The sequence below is a fragment of the Exiguobacterium sp. s6 genome, from assembly GCF_018618155.1.
In the GTDB taxonomy this organism is placed as follows: Bacteria; Bacillota; Bacilli; order Exiguobacteriales; family Exiguobacteriaceae; genus Exiguobacterium; species Exiguobacterium mexicanum_A.
In genome coordinates, this window is record NZ_JACSLN010000001.1 from 582477 (window position 1) to 605996 (window position 23520).

The 23520-nt window shown below is 52.3% G+C and carries 24 protein-coding genes; 21 read left to right on the plus strand and 3 right to left on the minus strand.

The genetic code is table 11. From position 1 onward, the window contains the following. Positions 1–188: 188 nt before the first annotated feature. The gene (locus KNP75_RS03040; protein WP_214753999.1) at positions 189–1565 is read left to right on the plus strand and encodes an alanine/glycine:cation symporter family protein; all 1377 of its coding nucleotides are present in this window, start codon (positions 189–191) and stop codon (positions 1563–1565) included. Positions 1566–1605: 40 nt separating this feature from the next. On the opposite strand, the gene KNP75_RS03045 is transcribed toward KNP75_RS03040, so the two are convergent. Continuing rightward, positions 1606–3309 (minus strand): methyl-accepting chemotaxis protein, encoded by a 1704-nt coding sequence (locus KNP75_RS03045; RefSeq protein ID WP_215189815.1) that lies wholly within the window; start codon positions 3307–3309, stop codon positions 1606–1608. A 218-nt stretch (positions 3310–3527) separates the two neighbouring features. Between KNP75_RS03045 and gatC the strand changes: the two genes are divergently transcribed. The 8 genes from gatC to KNP75_RS03085 all read left to right on the plus strand — a co-directional run bounded on the left by gatC (position 3528) and on the right by KNP75_RS03085 (position 11141). Then, positions 3528–3818, plus strand: a complete 291-nt coding sequence (gene gatC / locus KNP75_RS03050) for an Asp-tRNA(Asn)/Glu-tRNA(Gln) amidotransferase subunit GatC (RefSeq protein ID WP_021066487.1) — start codon at positions 3528–3530, stop codon at positions 3816–3818. A gap of 11 nt (positions 3819–3829) precedes the next feature. Then, positions 3830–5272 (plus strand): Asp-tRNA(Asn)/Glu-tRNA(Gln) amidotransferase subunit GatA, encoded by a 1443-nt coding sequence (gatA, locus tag KNP75_RS03055; RefSeq protein WP_215189816.1) that lies wholly within the window; start codon positions 3830–3832, stop codon positions 5270–5272. A 12-nt stretch (positions 5273–5284) separates the two neighbouring features. Further along, the gene (gene gatB / locus KNP75_RS03060; RefSeq protein ID WP_021066489.1) at positions 5285–6715 is read left to right on the plus strand and encodes an Asp-tRNA(Asn)/Glu-tRNA(Gln) amidotransferase subunit GatB; all 1431 of its coding nucleotides are present in this window, start codon (positions 5285–5287) and stop codon (positions 6713–6715) included. 7 nt (positions 6716–6722) lie between these two features. Continuing rightward, entirely contained in the window at positions 6723–7451 is a 729-nt protein-coding gene (locus tag KNP75_RS03065) for a WecB/TagA/CpsF family glycosyltransferase (RefSeq protein WP_214707028.1), read from the plus strand. Positions 7452–7507: 56 nt separating this feature from the next. Next, on the plus strand, positions 7508–8506 hold the full coding sequence (locus KNP75_RS03070; protein WP_215189817.1) for a diacylglycerol kinase: 999 nt from the start codon (positions 7508–7510) through the stop codon (positions 8504–8506). A 96-nt stretch (positions 8507–8602) separates the two neighbouring features. Further along, complete coding sequence (rlmD, locus tag KNP75_RS03075; protein ID WP_215189818.1) at positions 8603–9964, plus strand: 23S rRNA (uracil(1939)-C(5))-methyltransferase RlmD; 1362 nt, start codon at positions 8603–8605, stop codon at positions 9962–9964. Between the two features lie 76 nt (positions 9965–10040). Further along, on the plus strand, positions 10041–10577 hold the full coding sequence (locus tag KNP75_RS03080) for a GNAT family N-acetyltransferase (protein WP_215189819.1): 537 nt from the start codon (positions 10041–10043) through the stop codon (positions 10575–10577). A 36-nt stretch (positions 10578–10613) separates the two neighbouring features. Beyond that, the gene (locus KNP75_RS03085; RefSeq protein ID WP_251128181.1) at positions 10614–11141 is read left to right on the plus strand and encodes a DM13 domain-containing protein; all 528 of its coding nucleotides are present in this window, start codon (positions 10614–10616) and stop codon (positions 11139–11141) included. Positions 11142–11242: 101 nt separating this feature from the next. Here the strand turns inward: KNP75_RS03085 and KNP75_RS03090 are convergent, their stop codons facing one another. Beyond that, entirely contained in the window at positions 11243–12202 is a 960-nt protein-coding gene (locus tag KNP75_RS03090; protein WP_215189821.1) for a DUF5692 family protein, read from the minus strand. A gap of 218 nt (positions 12203–12420) precedes the next feature. Between KNP75_RS03090 and KNP75_RS03095 the strand changes: the two genes are divergently transcribed. The 11 genes from KNP75_RS03095 (at position 12421) to KNP75_RS03145 (ending at position 21500) form a co-directional block, all read left to right on the plus strand. Beyond that, positions 12421–13017, plus strand: coding sequence for a TetR/AcrR family transcriptional regulator (locus KNP75_RS03095; RefSeq protein ID WP_215189822.1), 597 nt, complete (start codon positions 12421–12423; stop codon positions 13015–13017). A 102-nt stretch (positions 13018–13119) separates the two neighbouring features. After that, entirely contained in the window at positions 13120–14127 is a 1008-nt protein-coding gene (locus KNP75_RS03100) for a tRNA dihydrouridine synthase (RefSeq protein WP_215189823.1), read from the plus strand. A gap of 117 nt (positions 14128–14244) precedes the next feature. Beyond that, a complete protein-coding gene (locus KNP75_RS03105; RefSeq protein ID WP_215189824.1) occupies positions 14245–14415 on the plus strand; it encodes a hypothetical protein in 171 nt (56 codons plus the stop codon). Between the two features lie 33 nt (positions 14416–14448). Beyond that, on the plus strand, positions 14449–14940 hold the full coding sequence (locus KNP75_RS03110) for a hypothetical protein (protein WP_215189825.1): 492 nt from the start codon (positions 14449–14451) through the stop codon (positions 14938–14940). 118 nt (positions 14941–15058) lie between these two features. Then, positions 15059–15739 (plus strand): response regulator transcription factor, encoded by a 681-nt coding sequence (locus tag KNP75_RS03115; protein WP_215189826.1) that lies wholly within the window; start codon positions 15059–15061, stop codon positions 15737–15739. Position 15740: 1 nt separating this feature from the next. Beyond that, positions 15741–16745 carry a sensor histidine kinase gene (locus tag KNP75_RS03120; RefSeq protein ID WP_215189827.1) on the plus strand — a complete coding sequence of 335 codons (1005 nt, stop codon included), beginning with the start codon at positions 15741–15743 and terminating at the stop codon, positions 16743–16745. Between the two features lie 93 nt (positions 16746–16838). Continuing rightward, positions 16839–17522, plus strand: coding sequence for an ABC transporter ATP-binding protein (locus tag KNP75_RS03125; protein WP_034778726.1), 684 nt, complete (start codon positions 16839–16841; stop codon positions 17520–17522). Then, entirely contained in the window at positions 17519–20089 is a 2571-nt protein-coding gene (locus KNP75_RS03130) for an ABC transporter permease (protein ID WP_215189828.1), read from the plus strand. The genes KNP75_RS03125 and KNP75_RS03130 overlap by 4 nt, the downstream gene beginning before the upstream one ends. A 74-nt stretch (positions 20090–20163) precedes the next feature. Next, positions 20164–20673, plus strand: a complete 510-nt coding sequence (locus KNP75_RS03135; protein ID WP_215189829.1) for a hypothetical protein — start codon at positions 20164–20166, stop codon at positions 20671–20673. A gap of 57 nt (positions 20674–20730) precedes the next feature. Then, positions 20731–21300, plus strand: coding sequence for an RNA polymerase sigma factor (locus KNP75_RS03140; protein WP_215189830.1), 570 nt, complete (start codon positions 20731–20733; stop codon positions 21298–21300). Continuing rightward, positions 21297–21500, plus strand: coding sequence for a hypothetical protein (locus tag KNP75_RS03145; RefSeq protein WP_215189831.1), 204 nt, complete (start codon positions 21297–21299; stop codon positions 21498–21500). Before KNP75_RS03140 ends, KNP75_RS03145 begins: the two co-directional genes overlap by 4 nt. A 10-nt stretch (positions 21501–21510) precedes the next feature. Here the strand turns inward: KNP75_RS03145 and KNP75_RS03150 are convergent, their stop codons facing one another. Further along, complete coding sequence (locus KNP75_RS03150; protein ID WP_215189832.1) at positions 21511–22644, minus strand: RNA-guided endonuclease TnpB family protein; 1134 nt, start codon at positions 22642–22644, stop codon at positions 21511–21513. Between the two features lie 186 nt (positions 22645–22830). Here KNP75_RS03150 and KNP75_RS03155 point away from each other — a divergent pair, with 186 nt between their 5' ends. Further along, entirely contained in the window at positions 22831–23439 is a 609-nt protein-coding gene (locus KNP75_RS03155; protein ID WP_215189833.1) for a hypothetical protein, read from the plus strand. Positions 23440–23520 lie beyond the last annotated feature (81 nt).

Here is a 23520-nt window from a genome sequence, read left to right on the forward strand (position 1 = left end):
TCATTACAAATTTATTTCAAATACTAAATTTGGAATCAAGGTCATTCAAAGCGTCAGAGAGGTATATTACAAAAATATTACACGGCAACGTCTCGGTTTCATGCCCCGTCAACTTGACGAAGTTGAGAATGTTCTGAAAAATATGAAGGAACAGTGAATTCAAGAAATACATAGGGGGCATAACTAGCATGGAGCAATTTGAAGCGGTCTTGACGAGTCTATCGAATCTCGTCTGGGGACCACATTTGTTGATTCTATTGATCGGGACAGGGATTTACTTGACGTTCCGGCTCGGATTTATCCAAGTGACACGTCTCGGTGTCGGTTTGAAAGAAGCGTTCATCCCGAAACAGCAGACGGACGCAGAGGTCGCGAAACAGAAGCGGCAGCGCGGGGATATCTCACATTTCCAAGCACTCATGACGGCGCTCGCGGCCACGGTCGGGACCGGCAACATGGTCGGTGTCGCGACGGCGGTCGTCCTCGGGGGTCCGGGGGCCATCGTCTGGATGTGGCTCTCCGGTTTTATCGGGATGGCGACAAAATACGCCGAAGCGATCCTTGCCGTCAAATATCGTGTCGTCGATGAGCGGGGAGAAATCGCCGGTGGACCGATGTACTATTTGGAGCACGGGTTGAAAAAACGGTGGCTCGGAATGACGTTCGCCTTGTTCGCGTCAATCGCTGCGTTCGGAATCGGCAACGGTGTCCAGACGAACTCGATCAGTCTTGCCTTGAACACGTCGTTCGGGGTACCGATGATCGCGACGGGAATCGGCATGATGGTCTTGACGGCGTTCGTCATTCTCGGCGGCGTCAAATCAATCGGGAAAGTCGTCGGCATTTTCGTGCCGGTCATGATCTTCGCATACGTCGGAGGCGGTCTCGTCATTCTCGTCACCAATTACGAGTTGATCCCATCGGCGTTCGCGACCATCTTCTCGAGCACGTTCAGTGCGGAGGCCATCGGCGGCGGGGCGCTCGGTGCGGCCATCCGTTACGGAGTTGCCCGAGGCGTGTTCTCGAACGAGGCGGGTCTCGGTTCGGCGCCGATCGCAGCTGCTGCCGCGAAGACCGATTTCCCGGGACGGCAAGCGCTCGTCTCGATGACGCAAGTATTGATCGATACGCTCATCGTCTGTTCGATCACCGGATTGACGATCGTCATGAGCGGTCAATATACGGGCGGGCTCCAAGGTATCGAGTTGACGCAAGCGTCATTCGCTTACTTCCTCGGCCCGATTGGGGAACTCATCGTCACGATCTCGCTCGTCTTCTTCGCTTTCTCGACGGTCATCGGCTGGTGTTATTACGGCGAACGGTCGGTCTATTACTTGCTCGGGGAGAAAGCGATCGTTCCGTATCGGATGATGTATATCCTCGTCGCCGGACTCGGTGCGATGACGACGAACTTGAATCTGATTTGGGCCATCTCGGACGTCTTCAACGGACTGATGGCGATCCCGAACTTGATTGGTCTCTTGTTCTTGTCGGGTGTCGTCGTCGCCGAGACGAAGCGTTTCGAATTGGAACGGAAAAAAGAGTTGCGGCAAGCGGCCGCCTAACCAAAAGGAAGCATCCTCACGCGAGGACGCTTCCTTTTTTTCATACTTTGAATTGACCGATCAACTCGTTCAACTCATCCATTTTTTGTTGGGACATCTCGGTGGCCCGGTTCAACTCGCTGAAGCGGTCGACGGACATGGTCACTTTCTCGGCGATTTCTTGCGTGCCGAGCGCCCCGTTGTTGACCGTGACGGCGACATCTTGGATGACCCCGATCATGTTCGACGTCAACTGTTCGAGTTCGACGGCGGCATCGGCGAATTCTGATGCGGTCGTCTCGAATCGGCCGGCGTCCTCACTGTAATGCTCGGCCGCTTCCTCAAGCTGATCATAGTCTTTCAACACGTTCGTATCGAGGAAACCGAGCATCTCGCTCGACGTGTCATTTAAATGGTCGACGGAGTGGAGCACGGTCGTCGAGATGGCTTGAATCCGTTCGACGGTCGTCCGGCTCGTCTCCGCCAGTTTTCGAATCTCATCGGCGACGACGGCGAACCCGCGTCCCGCTTCACCGGCCCGAGCGGCTTCGATCGAGGCGTTCAAGGACAGGAGATTCGTCTGGGCGGCGATGTCGAGGATGTCATTCGTGAGTGTCGCGATTTCCCGGACGGCTTTGGCGTCCTGCATCGCTTTCTCTAAATTGACACGTGTCGATGACAGGACACTGAGTGCGGACGCTTTCGCCTCGACGGCATGGTCACGCAGGGCGACGGCACGGGCATCGACTTGTGCGGCCTCGGCTTTTCGCTCGGCGGCCATCGTCACGATATGGTGGAGCGTCCGTTCCATGTCGGAGGCCGACGCGTTCATCTCTTGTGCACTCGCGGCCGTCTGTTGCATGCCGGCTGTCAAGTCCTCTGTCGTCGCGGCGGTCGTCGTCATGTACGTATCAAGCGCTTTCAATTCGTCGTACATGTGAGCGGATTGTTCGGTCACCCCGCGTGACACACCGTTCACTTGAAGGATCAATTGACGGAGGTTGGCGATGAATTGGTTGAAGTCGCGGGCGAGTCCCGAGAACTCGTCGCGTCGCTTCACCGGGATGGCGGTCGTCAAATCGCCTTGACTCGTGGCGAGTTCGCGCATCTTCAGTTTGAACTCGTTGAGCGGTTCGAAGATCGAGCGGAAGATGAATACCATCATCAATACTGTAAAGACGACAGCCGCAGCCATGATGACCATGAGTGTGAACTGGACTTGCTCGAACAGCGCCGCACCGGATTCCGTGTCAGACCGAATCGCGTCGCGGTTCAAGTTGACGAGCAGACCGAGCGTGTTCGAGAGGGCGTCGGCGGCCGGTGTCGCCGTGTCCCGGATATAGGCATCGGCTGCGGCTTGACCGTCCGTGTTCGAAATGCGGACGAGCTCCTCGATATTCGTTTTAAATGTCGTCCATTGGTCCGTCGCTTGATTGAACAGCTCCTGGTCGGCTTTCGTGATGATGGTCGACTCATAACCGCTCATCTGTTGCTCGAGAATCGTGATGCCCGTGTCGAGGTTCGTTTCGACATTTTGCTTGGTCACCTCGTCTTCGACCAAGGCGTGACGCATCATCTGTTGGCGAATCTCAAGCAGCTGTTTATCGACTTGATGAATTTGGTCCATCCCCGGCACCCACGAGACGTTCATATCTTGCTGGGCGGCCTTGGACGCGTTCAACGCATAGAATGAGTAGCCGCTCACCCCGAGCAACAACACGAGCAAGACGGTGAAGGCGACGATCAGTTTGTTACGGATTGACATAGGGATCCTCCTCGAAAAAAAGAATGCTTCTTTCTAAGCATAATGAGATTGAGGGACGGACCGAATAGGCGTTTTTGGAAACGAGTCAATATTACAGGGACATTCCCTAACTTTTCAAAAAAGACATCAAGATTGGCGAGATGGGATTTTCTTTTTTGTCTTATAAAAAAGTGGTATGATAATGGACGATGTATTGAAAACTGTTGGAGGTGGAACCTTTGGCTCGAATCACAGAAGCTGAAGTTCGGCACGTCGCCGGACTCGCCCGACTTGCGATCACAGAAGATGAAGTGACGCACTTCACGGAGCAATTGACAAAAATCCTCGAGTTCGCCGAGCAACTCGATGAACTCGATACGACGGGCGTCATCCCGACGACCCATGCCCTAGATTTGAAAAACGTACTACGCAAAGACGAGGTTCGTCCTTCACTTCCACGCGAGGAAGTCGAACGGATGGCGCCAGATTGGGAGAACGGTCAAGTCCGTGTCCCAGCGGTCTTTGAATAAGGAGGCCCTTCATGAGTTTATTTGATCACGGTGTAGCCAAGCTGCATACGCTTATAAAAGAAGGCGAAGTCACGGTATCCGACCTCGTCAAAGAATCATTTGACCGCATCGAGGCGACCGACGAGAAAATCGGTGCCTTCTTGACGCTCAACGAAGATGCGTTCGAACAGGCGAAACGGATGGACGAGCTCGCCAAGACATCGGACAACCCGCTCTTCGGTTTGCCGATCGGCGTCAAAGACAACATCGTCACAAAAGGGACACGCACGACGTGTGCCTCGAAGTTCCTCGAGAACTTTGTCCCGGCCCATGACGCGACGGTCGTCGAGCGTCTCCATGACGCCGGTGCCGTCACAATCGGGAAGCTCAACATGGACGAGTTCGCGATGGGTTCATCGAACGAGAACTCGGCATTCAAAGTCGTCCGCAACCCGTGGGACACAGACCGCGTACCAGGCGGTTCGTCAGGTGGTTCAGCGGCAACGGTCGCGGCCGGTCAAGTCTTATTCAGCCTTGGCTCGGATACGGGTGGCTCGATTCGTCAGCCGGCGGCCTATTGTGGCGTCGTCGGGATGAAACCGACGTATGGTCTCGTCTCACGTTACGGCCTCGTCGCATTCGCCTCGTCGCTCGACCAAATCGGTCCGCTCACACGTACGGTCGAAGATAACGCCTACTTGTTGAACGCGATTGCCGGTCATTGCGACATGGACTCGACATCGGCAACGGTCGACGTACCGGATTACACGAAATCGCTTCACGGTGATATCAAAGGCATGAAGCTCGCACTTCCACAAGAGTTCATGGCCGAAGGCGTGTCAGACGGTGTCCGTAAACAGATTGAACAAGCGGTCGAGACGCTCAAGTCGCTCGGTGCGACGGTCGAGACGGTCTCGCTCCCGACGGTGAAATATGCGCTCCCGACATACTACTTGCTCGCGTCATCGGAAGCATCTTCGAACCTCGCCCGGTTTGACGGCATCCGTTACGGACGCCGCGCCGAGGCCGATGCGCTCGAAGAAGTGTTCACGTACTCGCGCGAACAAGGTTTCGGGGAAGAAGTGAAACGCCGCATCATGCTCGGGACGTACGCACTCAGCTCAGGTTATTACGATGCGTTTTATAAAAAATCGCAACAGGTCCGCACGCTCATGAAGCAAGACTTCGCGAACGTGTTCGCCGACTACGATGCGATTATCGGACCGACAGCGCCGACGGTCGCGTTCAAACTCGGCGAGCAGCTCGAAGATCCGCTCACGATGTATGCCAACGATATCATGACGATTCCGGTCAACTTGGCGGGCATTCCGGCCATCTCGGTACCGGCTGGCTTGTCAGAAGGTCTCCCGGTCGGTTTACAGATCATCGGGAACCATTTCAGTGAACCAACACTCTACCGCGTGGCCCATGCTTTTGAACAAGCAAACGGCGGTTTCAAGATGCCACAGCTCTAAGGAGGACGTACGATGAACTTTGAAACGATCATCGGGATCGAGGTGCACGCCGAGCTGAGCACGAAGTCGAAGATTTGGTGTGGCTGCTCGCGCACATACGGTGCCGAAACGAATACACAGACGTGTCCGATTTGTCTCGGACACCCGGGCGTCTTGCCTAAATTGAACGAAGAGGCGGTCAATCTCGCCATCAAGGCCGCGATGGCACTCAACTGCGAAATCGCGACCGACACGAAGTTCGACCGCAAGAACTACTTCTATCCAGATACGCCGAAAGCGTACCAAATCTCGCAGTTCGACCAGCCAATCGGTTTCAACGGTCACGTCGATGTCGAAGTCGACGGTGAGATGAAACGGTTCCGCATCGAACGCGTCCATCTCGAGGAAGATGCCGGGAAGATGAACCACACGGGCGAGAAACACTCGGTCGTCGACTTCAACCGGACCGGGTCACCCCTCATCGAGATTGTCAGTGAGGCCGACATGCGTTCACCGAAAGATGCTGTCGCTTACCTCGAGCGCTTGAAAGAAGTGCTCTCGTTCGCGGGCGTCTCGGACGTCAAGATGGAAGAAGGGTCGCTTCGTTGCGACTGTAACATCTCGGTCCGTCCGTTCGGTCAAGAGCCGTTCGGCACGAAGACGGAGCTCAAGAACTTGAACTCGTTCTCGAACGTCTTGAAGGCGCTCGAGTATGAGGAAGACCGTCATCGTAAACTCCTCATCACGGGCGGTGTCATGCGTCAAGAGACGCTCCGTTTTGATGAGGCGGCGAAGAAGACGATTCTCATGCGTGTCAAAGAAGGAGCGGCCGATTACCGCTACTTCCCAGAGCCGGACCTCGTCCGTCTCGAAATCGATGAGGAATGGAAAGAACGCATCCGCGCCACGCTTCCGGAACTTCCGGTCGCACGTCGTGAACGTTATATGAACAACTACGGCCTGTCAGCTTATGACGCCAAGGCGCTCACGTCGACGCGGGAGTTCTCGGACTTCTTCGAAGCGACGACTGCTGCCGGTGCCGAACCGAAAGCGGCCGCGAACTGGCTCATGGGCGAAGTGCTCGGTCACTTGAACAAATCGGACGATACGATCGAGACGATGAAATTGACACCGAGCTCGCTCGCGGAGTTGATTCGTTTGATTGGAGAAGGTACAATTTCTTCGAAGATCGCCAAACGCGTGTTCACAGCCATGATCGAAGAAGGCGCCGAGCCGAAGGCGTACGTCGAAGCGAACGGTCTCGCCCAAATCTCGGACGAGAACTTGCTCCGCGGCTACATCCTCGACTTGTTCGAAGCGCATCCGCAGATGATTGAAGACTTTAAGAACGGGAAAGACCGTGCCAAAGGCTTTATCATCGGGCAGATCATGAAGCAGACGAAAGGGATGGCGAACCCGGCACTCCTCGATGGCTTGTTCCACGAAGAGATCGCCAAACGCTGATGATTTTATGAAATTCAAAGAGATTAAAATATTTAACTATTCATTTTTAGATGGTAGCCGAGATGAATGGTTAGACGCATTGCGAAATATATTATCAAATGATAAAAAAGCATTTTTTATTACCGCAAATCCAGAAATTATTATGGAGGCGGAGCGCAATCCAGAGTATAAAAAAATTCTTCATAAAGCGGAATATCTCATTCCTGATGGTGTTGGAATCCAATGGGCTTCTAAAAGATTTCACCAACCGATTGACCATGTTATTCCCGGCATAGAATTGGCTGAGATGATGCTAGCGGAAGCAAATGTAAAAGGATACAGCATTATTAGTTATGGGGCAGAACCTCACATTCAATCCGAATTCAAGAAGAGGATGAGTAAAAAATATCCGAACATCAATTGGAGTGGAAGTTTCCATGGCTTTGTTACGGATGAGGAAAAGAATCAAATTAGAGACTTATGCATACGTACTCAACCTGATGTAGTTTTGGTAGGGTTAGGTATGCCATTACAAGAACAATGGATTGCTTCTTTAATTGATCATGTAGATAAAGGCATCTATATGGGCGTAGGAGGCACATTCGATGTTCTTTCTGGTGAAGTCCGCCGAGCGCCTAAGCTTTTTAGATTGCTTAAAATTGAATGGATATATCGTGTTTTAACCCATAAGCGTGGTAAAAAGAAATTAATAGATATTTTTCGGTTTGTTGTCAAAGTATTGAAGGCAACTGGTTAACAAGTAATGAATTGGAGAATTTAGAATTAAAAAATTAGCAGATTGATGGTGACGATATGCGAAAACGCGCACGGGTCATCTATAACCCGACATCTGGAAAAGAAGTGATCAAACGGGAACTCCCGTACATTTTGAACCGCCTCGAGGATGCGGGTTATGAGACGTCGACGTACGCGACGAAAGCGATCGGCGACGCGACGCTCGAGGCCGTTCGGGCCGCGGAGGCCGAGTTCGACTTGATTATCGCGGCCGGTGGGGACGGGACGCTGAACGAGGTCATCTCGGGACTCGCCCCGCTCGACACGCGTCCGACAATCGGACTCATCCCGGTCGGAACGACGAACGACTTCGCCCGGGCGATGCGAATCCCGCTCAACGTTGTCGGCGCCCTCGACGTCATCTGTGACGGTTTCGAGATGCCGGTCGACCTCGGTGAGATTGAAGGGGAGACAGGGGATATCCACTACTTCATCAATATCGCCGGCGGCGGCATCATGACGGAGCTGTCGTACGAGGTCCCGTCGAAACTGAAGACGGCGCTCGGTCAGCTCGCCTATTACGTCAAAGGGATGGAAAAGCTTCCACTCATCAAGCCGACGTACATCGAGCTCGAACATGATGAGGGTACGTTCAGCGGCGAGGTCATGATTTTCCTCACGTCGAACTCGAACTCGGTCGGTGGCTTTGAGAAGATCTCACCGCACGCGTCATTGAACGACGGACTGTTCGACTTGTTCATCTTACGCAAGTGTAACTTGTTCGAGTTCATCCACGTCGTCCGTTTATTGCTCCGTGGTGAGCACTTGTCAAGTCCGCTCGTCGAGCATGTCAAGACGGGGCGCGTCAAGATGAAGACGACGACGGAACCGATGAGTCTCAACATCGACGGTGAGTACGGCGGCGAATGCACGGGCGAGATGCGGAACTTGTTCCGTCACTTGACGGTGCTCGCGCCGAACGCGCGCATCCGTGAGATGGAAGACTTGAACGCCCAGTATGAACGCGAACAGATGATTAAACAGCTGTTCAACGTGTCAAACGAGAAAGCAGAATGAGTCGGCTCGGCGTGGCGCACACGCCGAGCTTTTCGTTCGCTTGGAACGGGTATGAACCAATACACACTATTTTTTGAATCGGGAAAGGAGAGACTCATGTTACCAGTCCAAAAAAATGACCGTCTCGACGTCCACATCCACGACCTCACACACGAAGGCGCGGGCGTGGCACGCGTCGACGGTTATACGTTGTTCGTCCCGAACGCACTTCCGGGAGAGACCGTGGAGATCGTCGTGACGAAGACGAATAAACAGTACGGATTCGCCCGCTTGATCGATGTGAAAGAAGCGAGTGCGGACCGTGTCGAGCCACCGTGCCCGATTTTCTATCAGTGCGGGGGCTGTCAGCTCCAACACTTCAGCTACGAAGGCCAACTCCGTCAAAAACGGGACCGTGTCGTCGATGCGTTGAAACGACTCGGTCAGTTCGACGTGCCCGTCCACGAGACAATCGGCATGCCGGAACCATGGCGTTACCGTAACAAGGCGCAAGTGCCGTTCAAAGACGAGGCCGGTCGCCTCGTCGCCGGTTTCTATCGTCCACGTTCGCACGATATCGTCGAGATGAAGGAATGCCTCATCCAAGACGAGCGCAACGATGAGGCCGTCCAAGTCGTCCGTGACGTGCTCGCGGCGCACAATGTGCCGGCGTACGATGAGAAGACCGGGCGCGGCGTCATCCGCCACGTCATGGCCCGTTACGGGTACCATTCGGGTGAATTGATGATCGTCCTCATCACGAAGACGACGAAAATCAAAGGCGTCAACGAGATCGTCGCCGACATCTTGAAGCGTCTCCCGGACGTGACGTCGATTATGCAAAACGTCAACCCGGACAAGACGAACGTCATCTTAGGATCGACGAACAAATTGTTATATGGCCATGAGACGATCGAAGATAAGATCGGTGGATTGACGTTCACGATTTCCCCGCACTCGTTCTTCCAGGTCAACCCGGTCCAGACGGAGAAACTGTACGGCAAGGCGCTCGAATACGCGCAACTCACGGGGACGGAACAAGTCGTCGACGCCTATTGCGGCATCGGGACGATCAGTCTGTTCCTCGCCCGGAAAGCGGCGCACGTGTACGGCGTCGAAGTCGTACCGGAAGCGATCGAGGACGCGAAACAGAACGCGCTTGTCAATGAAATCGACAACGTGACGTACGCGTGTGGCGCGGCAGAAGATGTGTTGCCACAGTGGAAGAAGGATGGCATCAATCCTGACGTCATCGTCGTCGACCCGCCGCGTAAAGGTTGTGCCGAGTCGTTCCTCGAGACGATGGTCGAGATGGCACCGAAGCGGATTGTCTACGTGTCGTGTAACGTCGCGACGCAGGCGCGCGATATGCGTTACCTCGCCGACCGCGGCTACCGACTTGTCGAAGTCACACCGGTCGACATGTTCCCGCATACGGCACATGTGGAGACGGTGGCGTGGCTAGAGAAAATGGAATAAGATGAATGCAGATGAACCTTCGATTTTGTATAGAAATCGGAGGTTTTTTTAGTATCACGTTAGGGGGAGACTGTGGATGAACATTCATCGTTATTTAGAATTAGAGATTGATGAGACATTGAGTAATGAAATCAGTGATTTATTGGTGGCATCATTTGAACCGCTCTATCCGAATCGTCGATATTTCAAGCAGTTGCCTCATCTCCGTCTTCTCGCTTTTGGGGACGAAGGGGAAGTCGTTGGTCATGTCGGACTAGACTATCGAGTGATGAATTTGAACGGGGAACCGATTCAAGTTCTTGGTGTGATTGATTTATGCGTCAAAAAAGAGATGCAGGGCGACGGTATTGGTAAGGCGTTATTGAATGAGGTCATTGATTTAGGAGAGACGAATCAAGTCGATTTCCTCTTATTGTTTGCGGACCGACCTGATCTTTATTTACGAACGGGATTCAACCATGTCGACAACATGTGTACGTGGCTCCAAATCGACGATGAACGGCAGACGACACGTGGAATCGGAGAAGCATCCTTTGATGAGTTGATGATTCGGTCGGTCGGTGATAAAGCATGGACGGAAGGTCATTTGGATTTAATAGGTTACTTGTACTGAGAACTAAAGATTTTCTCATGATAAGGAGTGAAGATGATGCGAAACGTGACAAAAGTGATTTTAGGTATAGGGGGAGTAGCCGTCCTGCTGATTGGGTGGTGGCTCATTTCTCCTATTTTCTTGGACGAGACGGTTGATGAGGGACTTCCGCCGACCTCACTTGATACAAACGTGGAAGAAGGAGAAGCCGAGGAAGCGACGGAACCCTCGTCGTCTGAGGATGACGGAACCGCTACGGAGTTTGCCGACTTGGCAGGAGTGTTCATGGATGGAGAAAAGAACTATGAAACGTCAGGGAACATTCAAACGATCCGTGCAGAAGACGGCGTGTACTTGCGCTTCGAAGATTTCCAAACGACAAATGGGCCAGACTTGTTCGTCTATTTGATTCAGCCGGGGATGGAGACGACAGAAGGGATTCGTCTAGGCGCGTTAAAGGGCAATACCGGGAACCAAAATTATTTGATTCCTGAAGATGTTGATCTCACGCAATACACGACCGTAGTCATCTGGTGCCGAGCGTTCGATGCAACGTTTGGTACGGGAGAGTTAGGTCCACAATAACGCGAATACATTAAAAGTTAAGGCCTTCATCTAATAACATTAGAAAAACAACAACCTTAGTGAAACCGATGAACGGTTCCATTGAGGTTGTTGTTTTTGGATTATAGAGCTTTCACATGTGCATGTTCTAACTCTTGATGATTTGTTTCGCGCATCGCATCGATTTCTTTATATTCGTGCGTATCTTTCCACAATTCGTCTTTCAACGGATTGAGTTTGTATTTGACAATCCGTGTCACTTGCCAGACGGCGAGGACGACGTTCAGTGCCAAACTGAGCAGGGCGATCGTCCAGTTCGCTGCCGGATTGTAGGACACACTCACATTGAACGTACTACCGACAGCAAAGAAGTAAGGGAACGTCATGACCCACATCATCCAAAATGTGAGCGTCTGCGCCCGGTTTTGCATCCATGTGCCTTTTGCCCAAAGCAAGGCGGGAACCGTCGCGGCGATGTTCAAGGCGAAGCCTGAATAAAAAGCGTTACCTGGTGCGCATGAATAGACGTAAGCGATGTTCCAAATGCCGTAAGCGACAATCCAAAGTTTCGTTTGGTCCGGCCAGAGCATGTCTTTTTTCTTACCAGATGTGGCAAAAATACCGACCCAGCCACAGATGAGGACCAAGTTCAAGATTCCCGCGATGGCGTTCACGTAGTTCCAACCGCCCGAGATATAGTACATCCCATCGACCATACCTTCAAATCCCATGATACCGACTTGGAACTCTCGAACGACGGCCTCGGCGATGTTGAGTGCCAAAATACCTGGGACGAGCATCAAATACCATGGATGTTTCTTATGATAATCCGTGAAGCGGATGACCATGTAAATCAAACTTCCGGCTAATGCTGAATACACTTTCACCCAATGGAACCACGAGGTGATTTCAGGGTCGGCAGTGAAGAACCAAATCGGGGTCAAGGCGATTGGTACGGCCATGAACATGAAGATGCTCGCTTTTTTGCTAGATCGGACGATTTCATTCAACCCGATCAATAGACCGAATACGACGAACCACATCACGACATTGTACCAAGGGATAGATTCAAAGAAGAACATACGATAACGCTCCTTTCATTTCTAAAGGATAGTGATGAAGCAACGATGAAAAGATGATGTCACTAAACATACCGAACGTTCGTTATGTTTATGTGAAAAGTGTAACAAATCAATGAAAGCGTTGTCAATAAGGTTTGGTACGTCACAGGGACATGTCATAAATCCGACAAATCATTATGATATAATTAGCCATTATTACGTGAGGAGCGTCGGAGCATATGATGAACGAAGGAAAACAAAAGATATTAGAAGCGGCGCGAGCGACGATTATCGAAAACGGGATTCAAGGTACGACGCTTCGGGGAATCGCAAAAAAAGCAGGGTTTAGCACGGGCGCGATCTATCATTATTACAGTTCGAAAGAGGCCATTCTGTATGACGTGATGGACGAAGGATTAGGTGAGATTCGACGAATCGCGACCGTCTCGATTGAAGACAAGAAAGAGGCCCGCGAAATCATTCAAGAAATCTTCGATGGGATGCAAGACCGACTCAAAAAAGATGCGGAAAGCCGTTTGCAGTTTTATTTGGCCCATGAGGCGATGCTCGGGAATGTGGAGTTACAAAATAAGTTTAAGGAAAAATATGAGGATTGGATCAATCGCGTCGAAGCCATCTTTGTGAGAGCGTACGGCGTTGAACGCGGACCCTCGACGAGAGCGGTCGCCGCCTGGACGATGGCAGCCATCGATGGGATGGTGCTCCAAACGTTATTAAATGTTCAAGTTGTCGAGTCTGTTCATACGAATCGTATACTGGAGTATTTGCTGCAGGACGGGTTTGCTCACTTCTTTAAACTCATCGAAAAGGAATAGCGCATAGATTCTTGAAGTATTGTCAGTTGATACATTCCCGCGTCCATAATAAGATAGATAAAGTGATTTTGTTGGATTGACTACGAAAGGGAATGATTTGACATGAAAGAAAACTTCTGGCGCGACCTTCCGCGTCCATTCTTTATACTTGCCCCGATGGAAGACGTGACCGATGTCGTCTTCCGCCACGTCGTCGCCCATGCCGGCCGACCTGACGTCTTTTTCACTGAGTTCGCGAACTCGGACAGCTACTGCCACCCGGAAGGGAAAGGTAGCCTGCGCGGACGCTTGACGTTCACCGAGGACGAACAGCCGATGGTCGCCCACATTTGGGGCGATAATCCTGACTACTTCCGCGAGATGAGCATCGGGATGGCCGAGATGGGCTATAAAGGCCTCGACATCAACATGGGTTGCCCGGTGCCGAACGTGGCGAAGCGCGGGAAAGGGAGCGGGCTCATCCTCCGTCCTGACGTCGCAGCGGAACTCATCCAAGCGGCGAAAGCCGGCGGCATCCCGGTCAGCGTCAAGACACGTCTCGGTTTCGCGAAACTCGATGAGTGGCGCGACTGGTTGACGCATCTCTTGAAGCAAGACATCGCCAACTTGTCGATTCACTTGCGTACACGCAACGAGATGAGTAAAGTCGACGCGCACTGGGAGATGATTCCGGATATCGTCAAACTGCGCGATGAGATTGCACCGGATACGCTCATCACGATCAACGGCGATATCCTCGACCGTCAAATGGGGTTAGAACTCGTCGAGAAATATGGCGTCGACGGCGTCATGATCGGCCGTGGGATTTTCAAGAACCCGTTCGCGTTCGAGAAAGAGCCGCGTGAGCACTCGATGGAAGAGTACCTCGACTTGCTTCGTCTCCAACTCGATTTGCAGGACAAGTTCCAAGAAGACGTGCCGCGTTCAATCTCGAACTTACACCGCTTCTTCAAGATTTACGTGAAAGGCTTCCGCGGGGCGAGCGATCTCCGTGTGAAGCTGATGGACACGAAATCGACAGACGAAGTGCGGGCGCACCTTGATGCGTTCGTTGAGAACTATCATAAAGAAGAAGCTGCGCTTGCCGAAGCAGCATCGACAGTCGAATAATGTTTTACCGGGATTCAGTGTATACTGGGTCCCTTTTTTATATGAAAAATAGTAGATGGGCGATGAAACGTTTGGGCGGGCTGCTTCGTATGAAGTGGGTGGAAGGGGAGGGTAAACATGAACGAATGGCGTGAATCTGCGGTCGGTCTTGGCCTTGCGTTTGGAACGGCTGGCGGACTACTCATCTCTGTCTTACTCAATTTTTCGTCCATGTATGGTATTGTCATCGGTTCAATCATTGGATATTGGATTGGACTCCTCATTTCCATTCATGCGATGAAGCGATAACGAGCAGGATATCAAAGATCAGGAGGTTTTTACATGAGTGAATTTCAATTTATAACGAGCGATCACCCACTGAAAGAAGTCGAAAATCCGTATATCGAGTTCTTATCGATCAACGAGGCCATCAAAAAAGGCGTCGTGTTGCCTGACATGCTTACAGACGACGAAGGCCTTGACCGTGATGAAAAGATTTTGATGAACGTCGAGTCAGAAGAGCAGCTTGATGAAATCGAAATTAAGCGAGACCTATATTATGACGTGGCGAACGTCGAGGCTTATTCTTCAAAACCGCACGTCGTGGAGTTGCGCTGGCGATATTCCGATGCGAGAGCCGAACAGCTCGTAGAGTATATAACCGATCACTTGAAGACGGCGGAGGAAGTCGAGATTTGGAAAGTGTGGGTCGATGAACAGACGGAGCCGAGCGTTCAATCCATCAAGCTCGACGCGTTAACGATTGATGCGCTACGGTTTTTAGGTGCAGACGGATTCGAACGACCACAGTGCCTTCGTGTGACAACATCCTAATCTGAGCGTGACCGACGTCTGGCCATCCCGAACGAGATGTCTCGTTCGGTTTTTTGTTTTGTCTCCTCACTTGAAAAAGACTGCTATATTATGAAGAGAAGAGTCAGGAGGGAATCAGATGCACATTTTAATCGTTGAAGACGACCGGACAATCGCCTCCGGTCTCCAATATTCGCTCGAACAAGAACAATTCACGACGACGTTGTGCCAGAACGCGACCGACGCGACACGTTTGATTGAACAACAGTTACATACGATTGACCTGTGTCTATTCGATTTGTCGTTGCCGGATGGGAGCGGCTATGACTTATGCCGGCTCGTGAAACAAAAACAGGACATACCTGTCATCTTTTTGACGGCGTTCGATGATGAAGTGAACGTCGTCATGGGACTCGATATGGGGGCGGACGACTACATCACGAAACCGTTCCGGGTCCGTGAACTCATCTCGCGGATTCATTCGGTGTTGCGCCGCTACCATAAACAGACCAGTTCGCCTATTCTGAAAATCGGGTCGGTCGAAATCAATACGCAAGACGCGAAAGTGAAAAAGGATGGGGATGAGATTCTATTGACCGCGCTTGAATACCGCCTTTTGCTCATCTTCGGCAGACATACAGGGCAAGTATTGTCACGCGCCCAACTACTCGACCAGATTTGGGACATGGGTGGGGATTTTGTGAATGACAATACGTTGACTGTCTACATCAAACGGTTACGCGAGAAGCTCGAGGACGACCCGCAACGGCCGACGTTGATTAAGACAATCCGTGGCATCGGCTATAAGGTGGAACGCTGACATGTTGCGCAATCGAGAAATCCGCATCTATTTCGTCAGCCTCTTGTTGCTGATTGGGGTGGCCTCAACTGTCGCAGTCGTCTTCATCTCCTTGGAGGCGTTCATCCTCATCATCATCCTATCAATTGCACTCTTGAGGGCGACCTATCGCTTCACGGCGTGGCGCTATCGGGAGATCGATCAGCTATCTAGTTACCTGCAAGAAATCAGCAACGGCAACTATCAACTTGACGTCCGAGACAATCGCGAAGGCGAACTCAGCCTGTTGAAGAGTCAAATCTATAAAGTGACGAAGATGCTGTCGGAACAAGGGACGCATCTCGAAGAGGACAAGCAGAAGTTGACGGATGCCATCTCCGACATCTCTCATCAGTTGAAGACGCCGCTCACGTCGATGACCGTCATGGCGGATTTGCTCAGTGACCCGCGGCTGTCGGATGACAAGCGTCAAGAGTTCACGCATAACGTGCAGGTGCAGCTCGAGCGGATGGAGTGGCTCGTCTCGTCACTGCTTAAGCTGTCTAAAATCGATGCCGGGACGATTCAGTTCAAACGGGAACCGGTGCCCGTCCCCGTGCTCGTTCAAGCCGTAACGGAACCGTTGCTCGTGCCAATCGATATTAAAATGCAACGGCTCCAGATTACGGGTGAGCGTGACGTCGCGTTCGAAGGCGATATGAAGTGGACGACCGAGGCGCTCATCAACATCTTAAAGAATTGCGTCGAGCATACACCGGAACAAGGGGAGCTGTTCATCGATTACAGTGAGAATACCCTGTATACGGAAATCGTCATTCGCGACACGGGGAGTGGCATCGCCAAACAAGACGTCCCGTACATTTTCCAACGTTTTTATAAAGGGATGAATGCGGGGGACGACAGCGTCGGTATCGGGCTCGCCATGGCCCACAGCATCATCACGAGCCAACAAGGTGAATTGACCGTACGCAGTGAACGTGGAGCTGGAACTGCGTTTCAAATTCGATTCTACAAAGCAATCGTCTAATCGCTTAAGTGACGAAACAGTCACTTTCGAGTCACGGACGTGTCACACTCGCTCGGTACACTCAAAGTAGATCAAGTACTGGAGGGTGCAAACATGAATATATTAGAAGTAAAACACTTATCGAAAGTATACGGGAAAGACGAGATGGAAGTGCGGGCGCTCGATGACGTGTCGTTCACGGTCAAAAAAGGCGAGTTCGTCTGTATCGTCGGACCATCGGGCTCGGGGAAGTCGACGTTGTTACATTTGCTCGGCGGCGTCGATGTCCCGACGAGTGGACAGGTGTTGATCGACAACACGGATATTTATAAATTGGACGAGACGCAGCTCGCCATCTTCCGCCGCCGTCAAATCGGTTTGATTTATCAGTTTTACAACTTGATCCCGATTTTGACGGTCGAGGAGAACATTACGTTGCCGATGTTGTTGGACGAGCAAAAAGTTGACGCCGCCCATTTGGAGCGCATCATCGGAATCCTCGGGCTATCGAACCGGTTGACGCATCTGCCGAACCAACTGTCTGGCGGGCAGCAACAACGCGTCTCCATCGGTCGGGCGCTCATCAGCAACCCGGCCATCATCTTGGCCGATGAGCCGACGGGGAACTTGGACAGTCAAAACAGTGAAGAGATCATGAGCCTCTTGAAACTGTTCAACAAAAAGTTCAATCAGACGCTCATCATCATCACGCATGACGAACGGATCGCCTTGCAGGCCGACCGGATCATCTCGATCGAGGATGGGAAGATTGCGAAGAACGAGGTCGTCCGCTCATGAACATCATCAATAAAATGACGCTTCGCCACTTGCGTGAAAACAAGCGGCGCTCGCTCGTCACCATCATCGGGGTCATCATCTCGGTGGCGATGATCACGGCTGTGACGACGCTGGGTTCGTCGTTCCTGGACTTGATGATCCGTCAAGACATCGCGGACAATGGGGAATGGCACGTCCAATACATCAACACGAATGAGGAGCAGGTCGAGGCGATTCGAAATGATGCATCGACGAAGGACGTCATCCTATCAAGTGACGGCTATGCGGAATTAAAGGAATCGCAGAATGCGTATAAACCTTACTTATACGTCCGGAACTATAACACGTCGGGGCTGAAAAACTTTCCCGTCAACTTGACGGACGGACGCTTGCCGAACAAAGAAGGCGAAGTCGTCATTTCCGAGGCCATCCGTCAAAATGCGCAAGTCACGTACAATATCGGGGATGAATTGACGATTGAGATCGGTGAGCGCGTGGACGAGTCGTCCGGTCGGGTGTTGACCCAAAATGATGGTTTGATCCGCGAAGGGGAGACGATGCTTGAACAGTTGAAGGTCAAAGATACGGTGACGTTGACCGTCGTCGGCACGATGACGCGCCCGGCCTGGGAGCCGACTTGGTCGCCGGGCTATACGGTTGTCGGATACATTGACGACAAAGCGTTGAACGGTGCGACCGTCGATACGTTCGTTGCCTTGAATGATGTCGATAACTCGATTTACTCGGATACGGAACGAGTGATGAACGAACAGAAAATTGAAGGGATCGCTTATAACTCATCGTTGCTTCGCTATTACGGAGTGACAGACGACGGCGGATTGCGTAAGACGTTGTATGGTTTCGTCGGGATTATCATGACGGTCATCGTCATCGGCTCGATTTCGCTCATCTATAACGCGTTCGCCATCAGCGTATCTGAGCGTTCCCGTTATCTCGGGATGCTCGCGAGTGTCGGGGCGACGAAACGGCAAAAACGAAACTCGGTCTTCTTTGAAGGATTGATTATCGGAGGGATTAGCATCCCGATCGGCATCATCGCCGGGGTGACCGGAATCGGGGTCACGTTCTTGTTCATCAACGCCTTTGCGGAGAAGGCGCTCAACGTGACGGAGAAGTTTGAAGTCGTCGTCACCCCGCTCACACTCCTGTTGACGGTCTTCATTTCGAGCGTGACGATTTTCATCTCGTGTTATCTGCCGGCGCGCCGCGCTTCGAAGATTTCTGCGATTGACGCGATTCGTCAGACCCAGGACGTGCGACTGACGTCGAAGAACGTGAAGACGTCGAAACTCGTGCGACGGATCTTCGGATTGGAAGCGGAGATTGGGCTGAAAAACACAAAACGCAACCGGAAACGGTATTTGGCGACGGTGTTCTCGCTCGTCATCAGTATCGTGCTGTTTTTAGTCGTCAGTTACTTCACGGATCGACTTGAACAGTCACTCGAGATGTCACAAGGCACGTACGAGTTCGACATTCTCGTGAACGGGTCGAATCTCAGTAAAGATGACTTACGTCGCTATGAGACGTTGGATAATGTGACGAGCGGGACATACTTCGAGAACACGACCGTCCAGACGATGGTCGACGAAGCACGGTTACCGAGCGCGGTCACCGAGAATGAAGACTTGGTGTCCACGTTCGTCGATGGGAAATTCATGTATTATGTCTCCCTTTATCAATTAGATGATGAAAGTTTCGATGCGTACTTGAAGCAGATCGGGGCATCCGCCAGCAATTTTGAAGACGGGGAGATGCCGGGTGCCGTCTTGATTGATGAAGTATCGTATCAAGACGTCGACAAGAAGAAATTTGTGAACTCGAAGACGATTGAGACCGAAATCGGCGATACGCTCGAACTCCGGGACGAGAACGCAACGGACGAGACGGCACCGCTCAAAACAATCAAAATCGGCGCCATGACCGACGTCGCCCCGACCGGTGTGATGACGAGTTCACTTGGATGGCTCGATGTGATCGTTCGGGAAGGGACGTTTGAAGAGGATGAAATCGGTCAATTGATGAAGCAATCGAGTCCATCGATCGCCTTGAACACGAGTAATCCTGAGGCGACGCAACAAGTGATTGAGGCGGAACAAAACATGGACCAATACATCTTCAACGTGTCGGAGCAGCGTGAACAACAAGAGCAAGTGTTGTTGCTGTTATCGATTTTCGTCTATGGGTTCATCGTCTTAATCTCGCTCATCTCGGTGGCGAACATCTTCAACACAATCTCGACGAGCGTCTCGCTTCGACGCCGCGAATTCGCGATGCTACGGTCGGTCGGGATGACACCGAAAGGGTTCAACAAGATGGTGTACTATGAGAGCATCTTCTACGGCATGAAAGCATTGGCGTATGGGGTGCCGATTAGTATTCTCATCATGTACCTGATTTACCGAGCGCAAATCAACACGTTCGAAGCAGCGTTCACGTTGCCGTGGGGCGATATCTTGTTCGTCACGGTCGTAATCTTCCTCATCGTTGGTTCTTCGATGCTGTACGCGATTTCGAAAGTAAAGTCGGATAATATCATCGATCGGTTGAAGCAAGAGAATAACTAATATGCATGCAAAGGGATTCAGTGTCTACTGAGTCCCTTTTTCTGTAAAATGAGAACGAAGAAAGAGGTGGGAGAATGGACATCCGAGAAGTATTGAGTGGTGGGGATTTGCGCTCGATTGGCCATGTCGATGCGGTCGTCGCCTACGTCGGGAACGACCCGGACCGATTCAGCGAATTGATGACCGGCCTAACCGATGACCGTCCCGTCATCCGGATGCGGAGCGCAGACGCGATGGAGAAAGTGACACGCCGTCATCCAAAGTTGCTTCAAGCGCATCAGGCGTCCTTATTCCAACAGCTACATATCGCGACTCAACAAGAAGTGAGGTGGCACTTGGCGCAACTCATGCCACGCCTGACGTGGACGGAAGACGAGGCGGCCGCCATCGTTCATGTGCTCACCGATTGGATTGACACGGAGACGAGCAACATCGTCATCGTCAACTCCCTACAGGCGATTTTCGACTTGAGCGCCATGCATCCACGATTCCGGGACGAACTGAAAGTCTTGCTCGAGACACAGCTCGAGACAGGGAGTCCGGCCGTGAAGAGCCGCTCCAAAAAACTTTTACAGAAGTTGTGACCGATGGACTTCATTTCCGGTCTATAAAGATGTAAGTACATCGAGAGGGGGATTCGATTGGACGATCAAGCGATTATCGATTTGTATTGGCAACGTTCCGAACGGGCGATTGAGGCGACGGCCCAAAAGTACGGCGGCTATTGTCATACGATTTCCTATAACATTTTAAACAGCCGAGAGGACGCGGACGAGTGCGTCAATGATACGTACATGAAGGCGTGGCAAGCGATTCCGCCGACACGTCCAGCACGACTCGCCGCCTATTTGGCGAAGCTTGTTCGTAACGTCTCGCTCCATAAGTATGAGAAGGCGAACGCCAAGAAGCGCGGAGCGGGACAAGTCCCGCTCATCGTCAGTGAGCTCGAGCACTGTCTCGCCTCCTCCGTCGCGACCGATTCAGAAGTCATCGAGTTGTTGAACGACTTTTTGGCCCAGTTGCCGCAAGAGACCCGGCAGATCTTTATGGGGCGTTACTTTCACTTTCTGTCGATCAAAGACATCGCGAAGATGCGCCAGGTGAGCGAGAGCAAGGTCAAGATGGTGCTGCTTCGGACTCGGAACGACTTGAAGCAAGCGCTCGAAGCGGAAGGGGTGGCGCTATTAATGGAGATCGACTTACACGTTTGATGGGGGACGTCGATGATCGTTTCGTCGAGGAATCGATGGAAGTCGAGGTAAAGAAACGAAGACATTGGCGTTGGATGGGCGGTCTCATCGCAGCAGCCGCTGTCACACTCTTTGTCGTGACATGGGACGGTTGTGAACTACTCACCACTTATTTGCTTCGCGAATTGAAGTGGGAGCTTCTTGGGAAGACCGTGCTTTGACCAGCCACGGTTATGGGCCAAGCTCGTCGGGCAGTCCCTGCCCTGAGGTGTTTCGGTCGGCGAGGCGCAACAGGTTGAGGCTCGCGTTGACGTCGCGGTCGTGGTGTGCGCCGCACGCGGCACACGTCCACTCGCGGATGTCCATCCCCTTCTTGCCGCCGTTCTCGCCACAGCTCGAACAGACCTGGGTCGAGGCGAACCACGGGTCGGCCTTGATCAGCGTCCGTCCGTAGAATTTACATTTATATTCGAGTTGGCGGACGAACTCGCCCCACCCGGCGTCCCCGATCGACTTCGCGAGGCGGCGGTCTTTCATCATCTCCCTCGGCTTCAGCGTCTCGACCACGACGACTTGGTTCTCGTCGACGATGCGTCGCGACAGCTTGTGGAGGAAGTCATGTCGGCGGTTCCGTACTTTTTCATGCTTTTTAGCCAAAAGGATCCGGGCCTTCTCGCAGTTCTTGCTGCCGGGCTTCTTGCGGGCGAGGGCGCGCTGCGCTTGTTTGAGCCGCGCCTCGGCCTTTCGCAGGTTGCGCGGGTTCGAAATCTTCTCCGTGATGAGATCGTCGTTCGTCATGGTGGCGAAGTGTTCCAACCCGAGGTCGATGCCGACCTTGTGCTCGGCCGGGATCCATGGCTCGTCGTCCTGCTCGACGAGGAGCGACACGAAGAACTTGCCCGCCCTCGTCATCGATACGGTCGCCGAGCGGATTTCCCCGTCGAAGCCGCGATGCTGTGTGAACCGGATGAACCCGACCTTCGGGAGCCGTATGCGGTCCTCCTCGATGCGGACCGTGCCGTGCTGGTTGTTCGTCGTGTAGGACGCGTGCGCCTTCCGTCTCGACTTGAACACCGGGAAGCCGGCCGTCCCGGCGAAGAACTTCGCGAACGCCGCGTCGAGGTGCAGCTTCGCGTTCGCGAGCGCGAGGCTGTCCGCCTCGCAAAGGAACGGGAACAGCGGCTTGTAGGAGGCCGGTGTCGGTGGTTTCCGCCTCGGCCCGCCGCTCGCCATCGCCTCCTCATGGATGGCGATGCGGTCCTCGAGCAGCTTGTTGTAGATGAAGCGGGTGCAGCCGATCGTCTTGATCAGGAACTCGGCCTGTGAAGCCGTCGGGTGGAGCCGGTATTTGTAGCCCTTCAGCATGTCCGTCCCTCCTTTGCCCGGTGCCAGGATGAAGCTCGTCCCATTCCGATACCCGCGGAGGGGGCGAGGAAATCTGACGGAATCGCGAACTTTTGTTCGTCGTTCTGTCACAGCGGTGGCCGAGGGCGTCGGGGACGGTCGATTCATCTCCCACCTACGCTGGGATGTGCCCCGAGACACTTAGAGGTGGGAGAATTCTCGCCTAAATCAGTTAAAGAATTGATTCCGCTGTCGGACAGCTCGAGCAATATGTCGGTCGCTTATATCGATGAAGATGACATCGATGTCAGGATGTCGTCGGCAAACCTTGCCGAGATGAGTGAAGACGAGCTATTCTCGAAATGGAATCCCACCGTGGTGAGAGGCGTCGTGAAGCAGATTGACCACATCGAGCTCGACTTCAACGGACAAGAGGAATATCAGTCGATCGTGACGATTGGCGTGACAGACGTCTATCGAGGTGAGGTTGAGCCTGGGAGTGAGATGAAAGTACTTACCGTTGCCGGTGTCGGTTCTGAAGTGCTTCAGTCTGATGCGGACGTCATCTCTGAACTTCGCCTCGGCATGGAAGGGATTTTTATGCCGATTCCATATGATGCTTCCCACATCTGGTCACAAAACGGGGCCACGCTCCAAGTGATGGATGTGAGTGATTACGGATTTCCGGACGGTGAGCGGTACATGTTCTTGAACACGGACGAAGGACTCGTCTTCAGTCGAGATGCCTATCCGTCGCTACGTGGCGCTGAAACACTTGATGATATAGAGGCGTTCATGATGACTAAATTTAAATAAGTCACATTTCATGTCTATTTGATTTTTAAAAGCTGATATATTATTAAGTCAATATTATAATAAATATGACTTAAAGGATGA

Bases quoted from the DNA above. Each gene is read 5' to 3' on its own strand.
- KNP75_RS03125 (WP_034778726.1), top strand. From the start codon at position 16,839: ATGAATATATTAGAAGTAAAACACTTATCGAAAGTATACGGGAAAGAC.
- KNP75_RS03100 (WP_215189823.1), top strand. From the start codon at position 13,120: ATGAAAGAAAACTTCTGGCGCGACCTTCCGCGTCCATTCTTTATACTT.
- KNP75_RS03110 (WP_215189825.1), top strand. From the start codon at position 14,449: ATGAGTGAATTTCAATTTATAACGAGCGATCACCCACTGAAAGAAGTC.
- KNP75_RS03115 (WP_215189826.1), top strand. From the start codon at position 15,059: ATGCACATTTTAATCGTTGAAGACGACCGGACAATCGCCTCCGGTCTC.
- rlmD (WP_215189818.1), top strand. From the start codon at position 8,603: ATGTTACCAGTCCAAAAAAATGACCGTCTCGACGTCCACATCCACGAC.
- KNP75_RS03130 (WP_215189828.1), top strand. From the start codon at position 17,519: ATGAACATCATCAATAAAATGACGCTTCGCCACTTGCGTGAAAACAAG.
- KNP75_RS03045 (WP_215189815.1), bottom strand. From the start codon at position 3,309: ATGTCAATCCGTAACAAACTGATCGTCGCCTTCACCGTCTTGCTCGTG.
- KNP75_RS03095 (WP_215189822.1), top strand. From the start codon at position 12,421: ATGATGAACGAAGGAAAACAAAAGATATTAGAAGCGGCGCGAGCGACG.
- KNP75_RS03105 (WP_215189824.1), top strand. From the start codon at position 14,245: ATGAACGAATGGCGTGAATCTGCGGTCGGTCTTGGCCTTGCGTTTGGA.
- KNP75_RS03150 (WP_215189832.1), bottom strand. From the start codon at position 22,644: ATGCTGAAGGGCTACAAATACCGGCTCCACCCGACGGCTTCACAGGCC.
- KNP75_RS03085 (WP_251128181.1), top strand. From the start codon at position 10,614: ATGCGAAACGTGACAAAAGTGATTTTAGGTATAGGGGGAGTAGCCGTC.
- KNP75_RS03040 (WP_214753999.1), top strand. From the start codon at position 189: ATGGAGCAATTTGAAGCGGTCTTGACGAGTCTATCGAATCTCGTCTGG.
- KNP75_RS03065 (WP_214707028.1), top strand. From the start codon at position 6,723: ATGAAATTCAAAGAGATTAAAATATTTAACTATTCATTTTTAGATGGT.
- KNP75_RS03080 (WP_215189819.1), top strand. From the start codon at position 10,041: ATGAACATTCATCGTTATTTAGAATTAGAGATTGATGAGACATTGAGT.
- KNP75_RS03135 (WP_215189829.1), top strand. From the start codon at position 20,164: ATGGACATCCGAGAAGTATTGAGTGGTGGGGATTTGCGCTCGATTGGC.
- gatA (WP_215189816.1), top strand. From the start codon at position 3,830: ATGAGTTTATTTGATCACGGTGTAGCCAAGCTGCATACGCTTATAAAA.
- KNP75_RS03070 (WP_215189817.1), top strand. From the start codon at position 7,508: ATGCGAAAACGCGCACGGGTCATCTATAACCCGACATCTGGAAAAGAA.
- KNP75_RS03120 (WP_215189827.1), top strand. From the start codon at position 15,741: ATGTTGCGCAATCGAGAAATCCGCATCTATTTCGTCAGCCTCTTGTTG.
- gatB (WP_021066489.1), top strand. From the start codon at position 5,285: ATGAACTTTGAAACGATCATCGGGATCGAGGTGCACGCCGAGCTGAGC.
- KNP75_RS03090 (WP_215189821.1), bottom strand. From the start codon at position 12,202: ATGTTCTTCTTTGAATCTATCCCTTGGTACAATGTCGTGATGTGGTTC.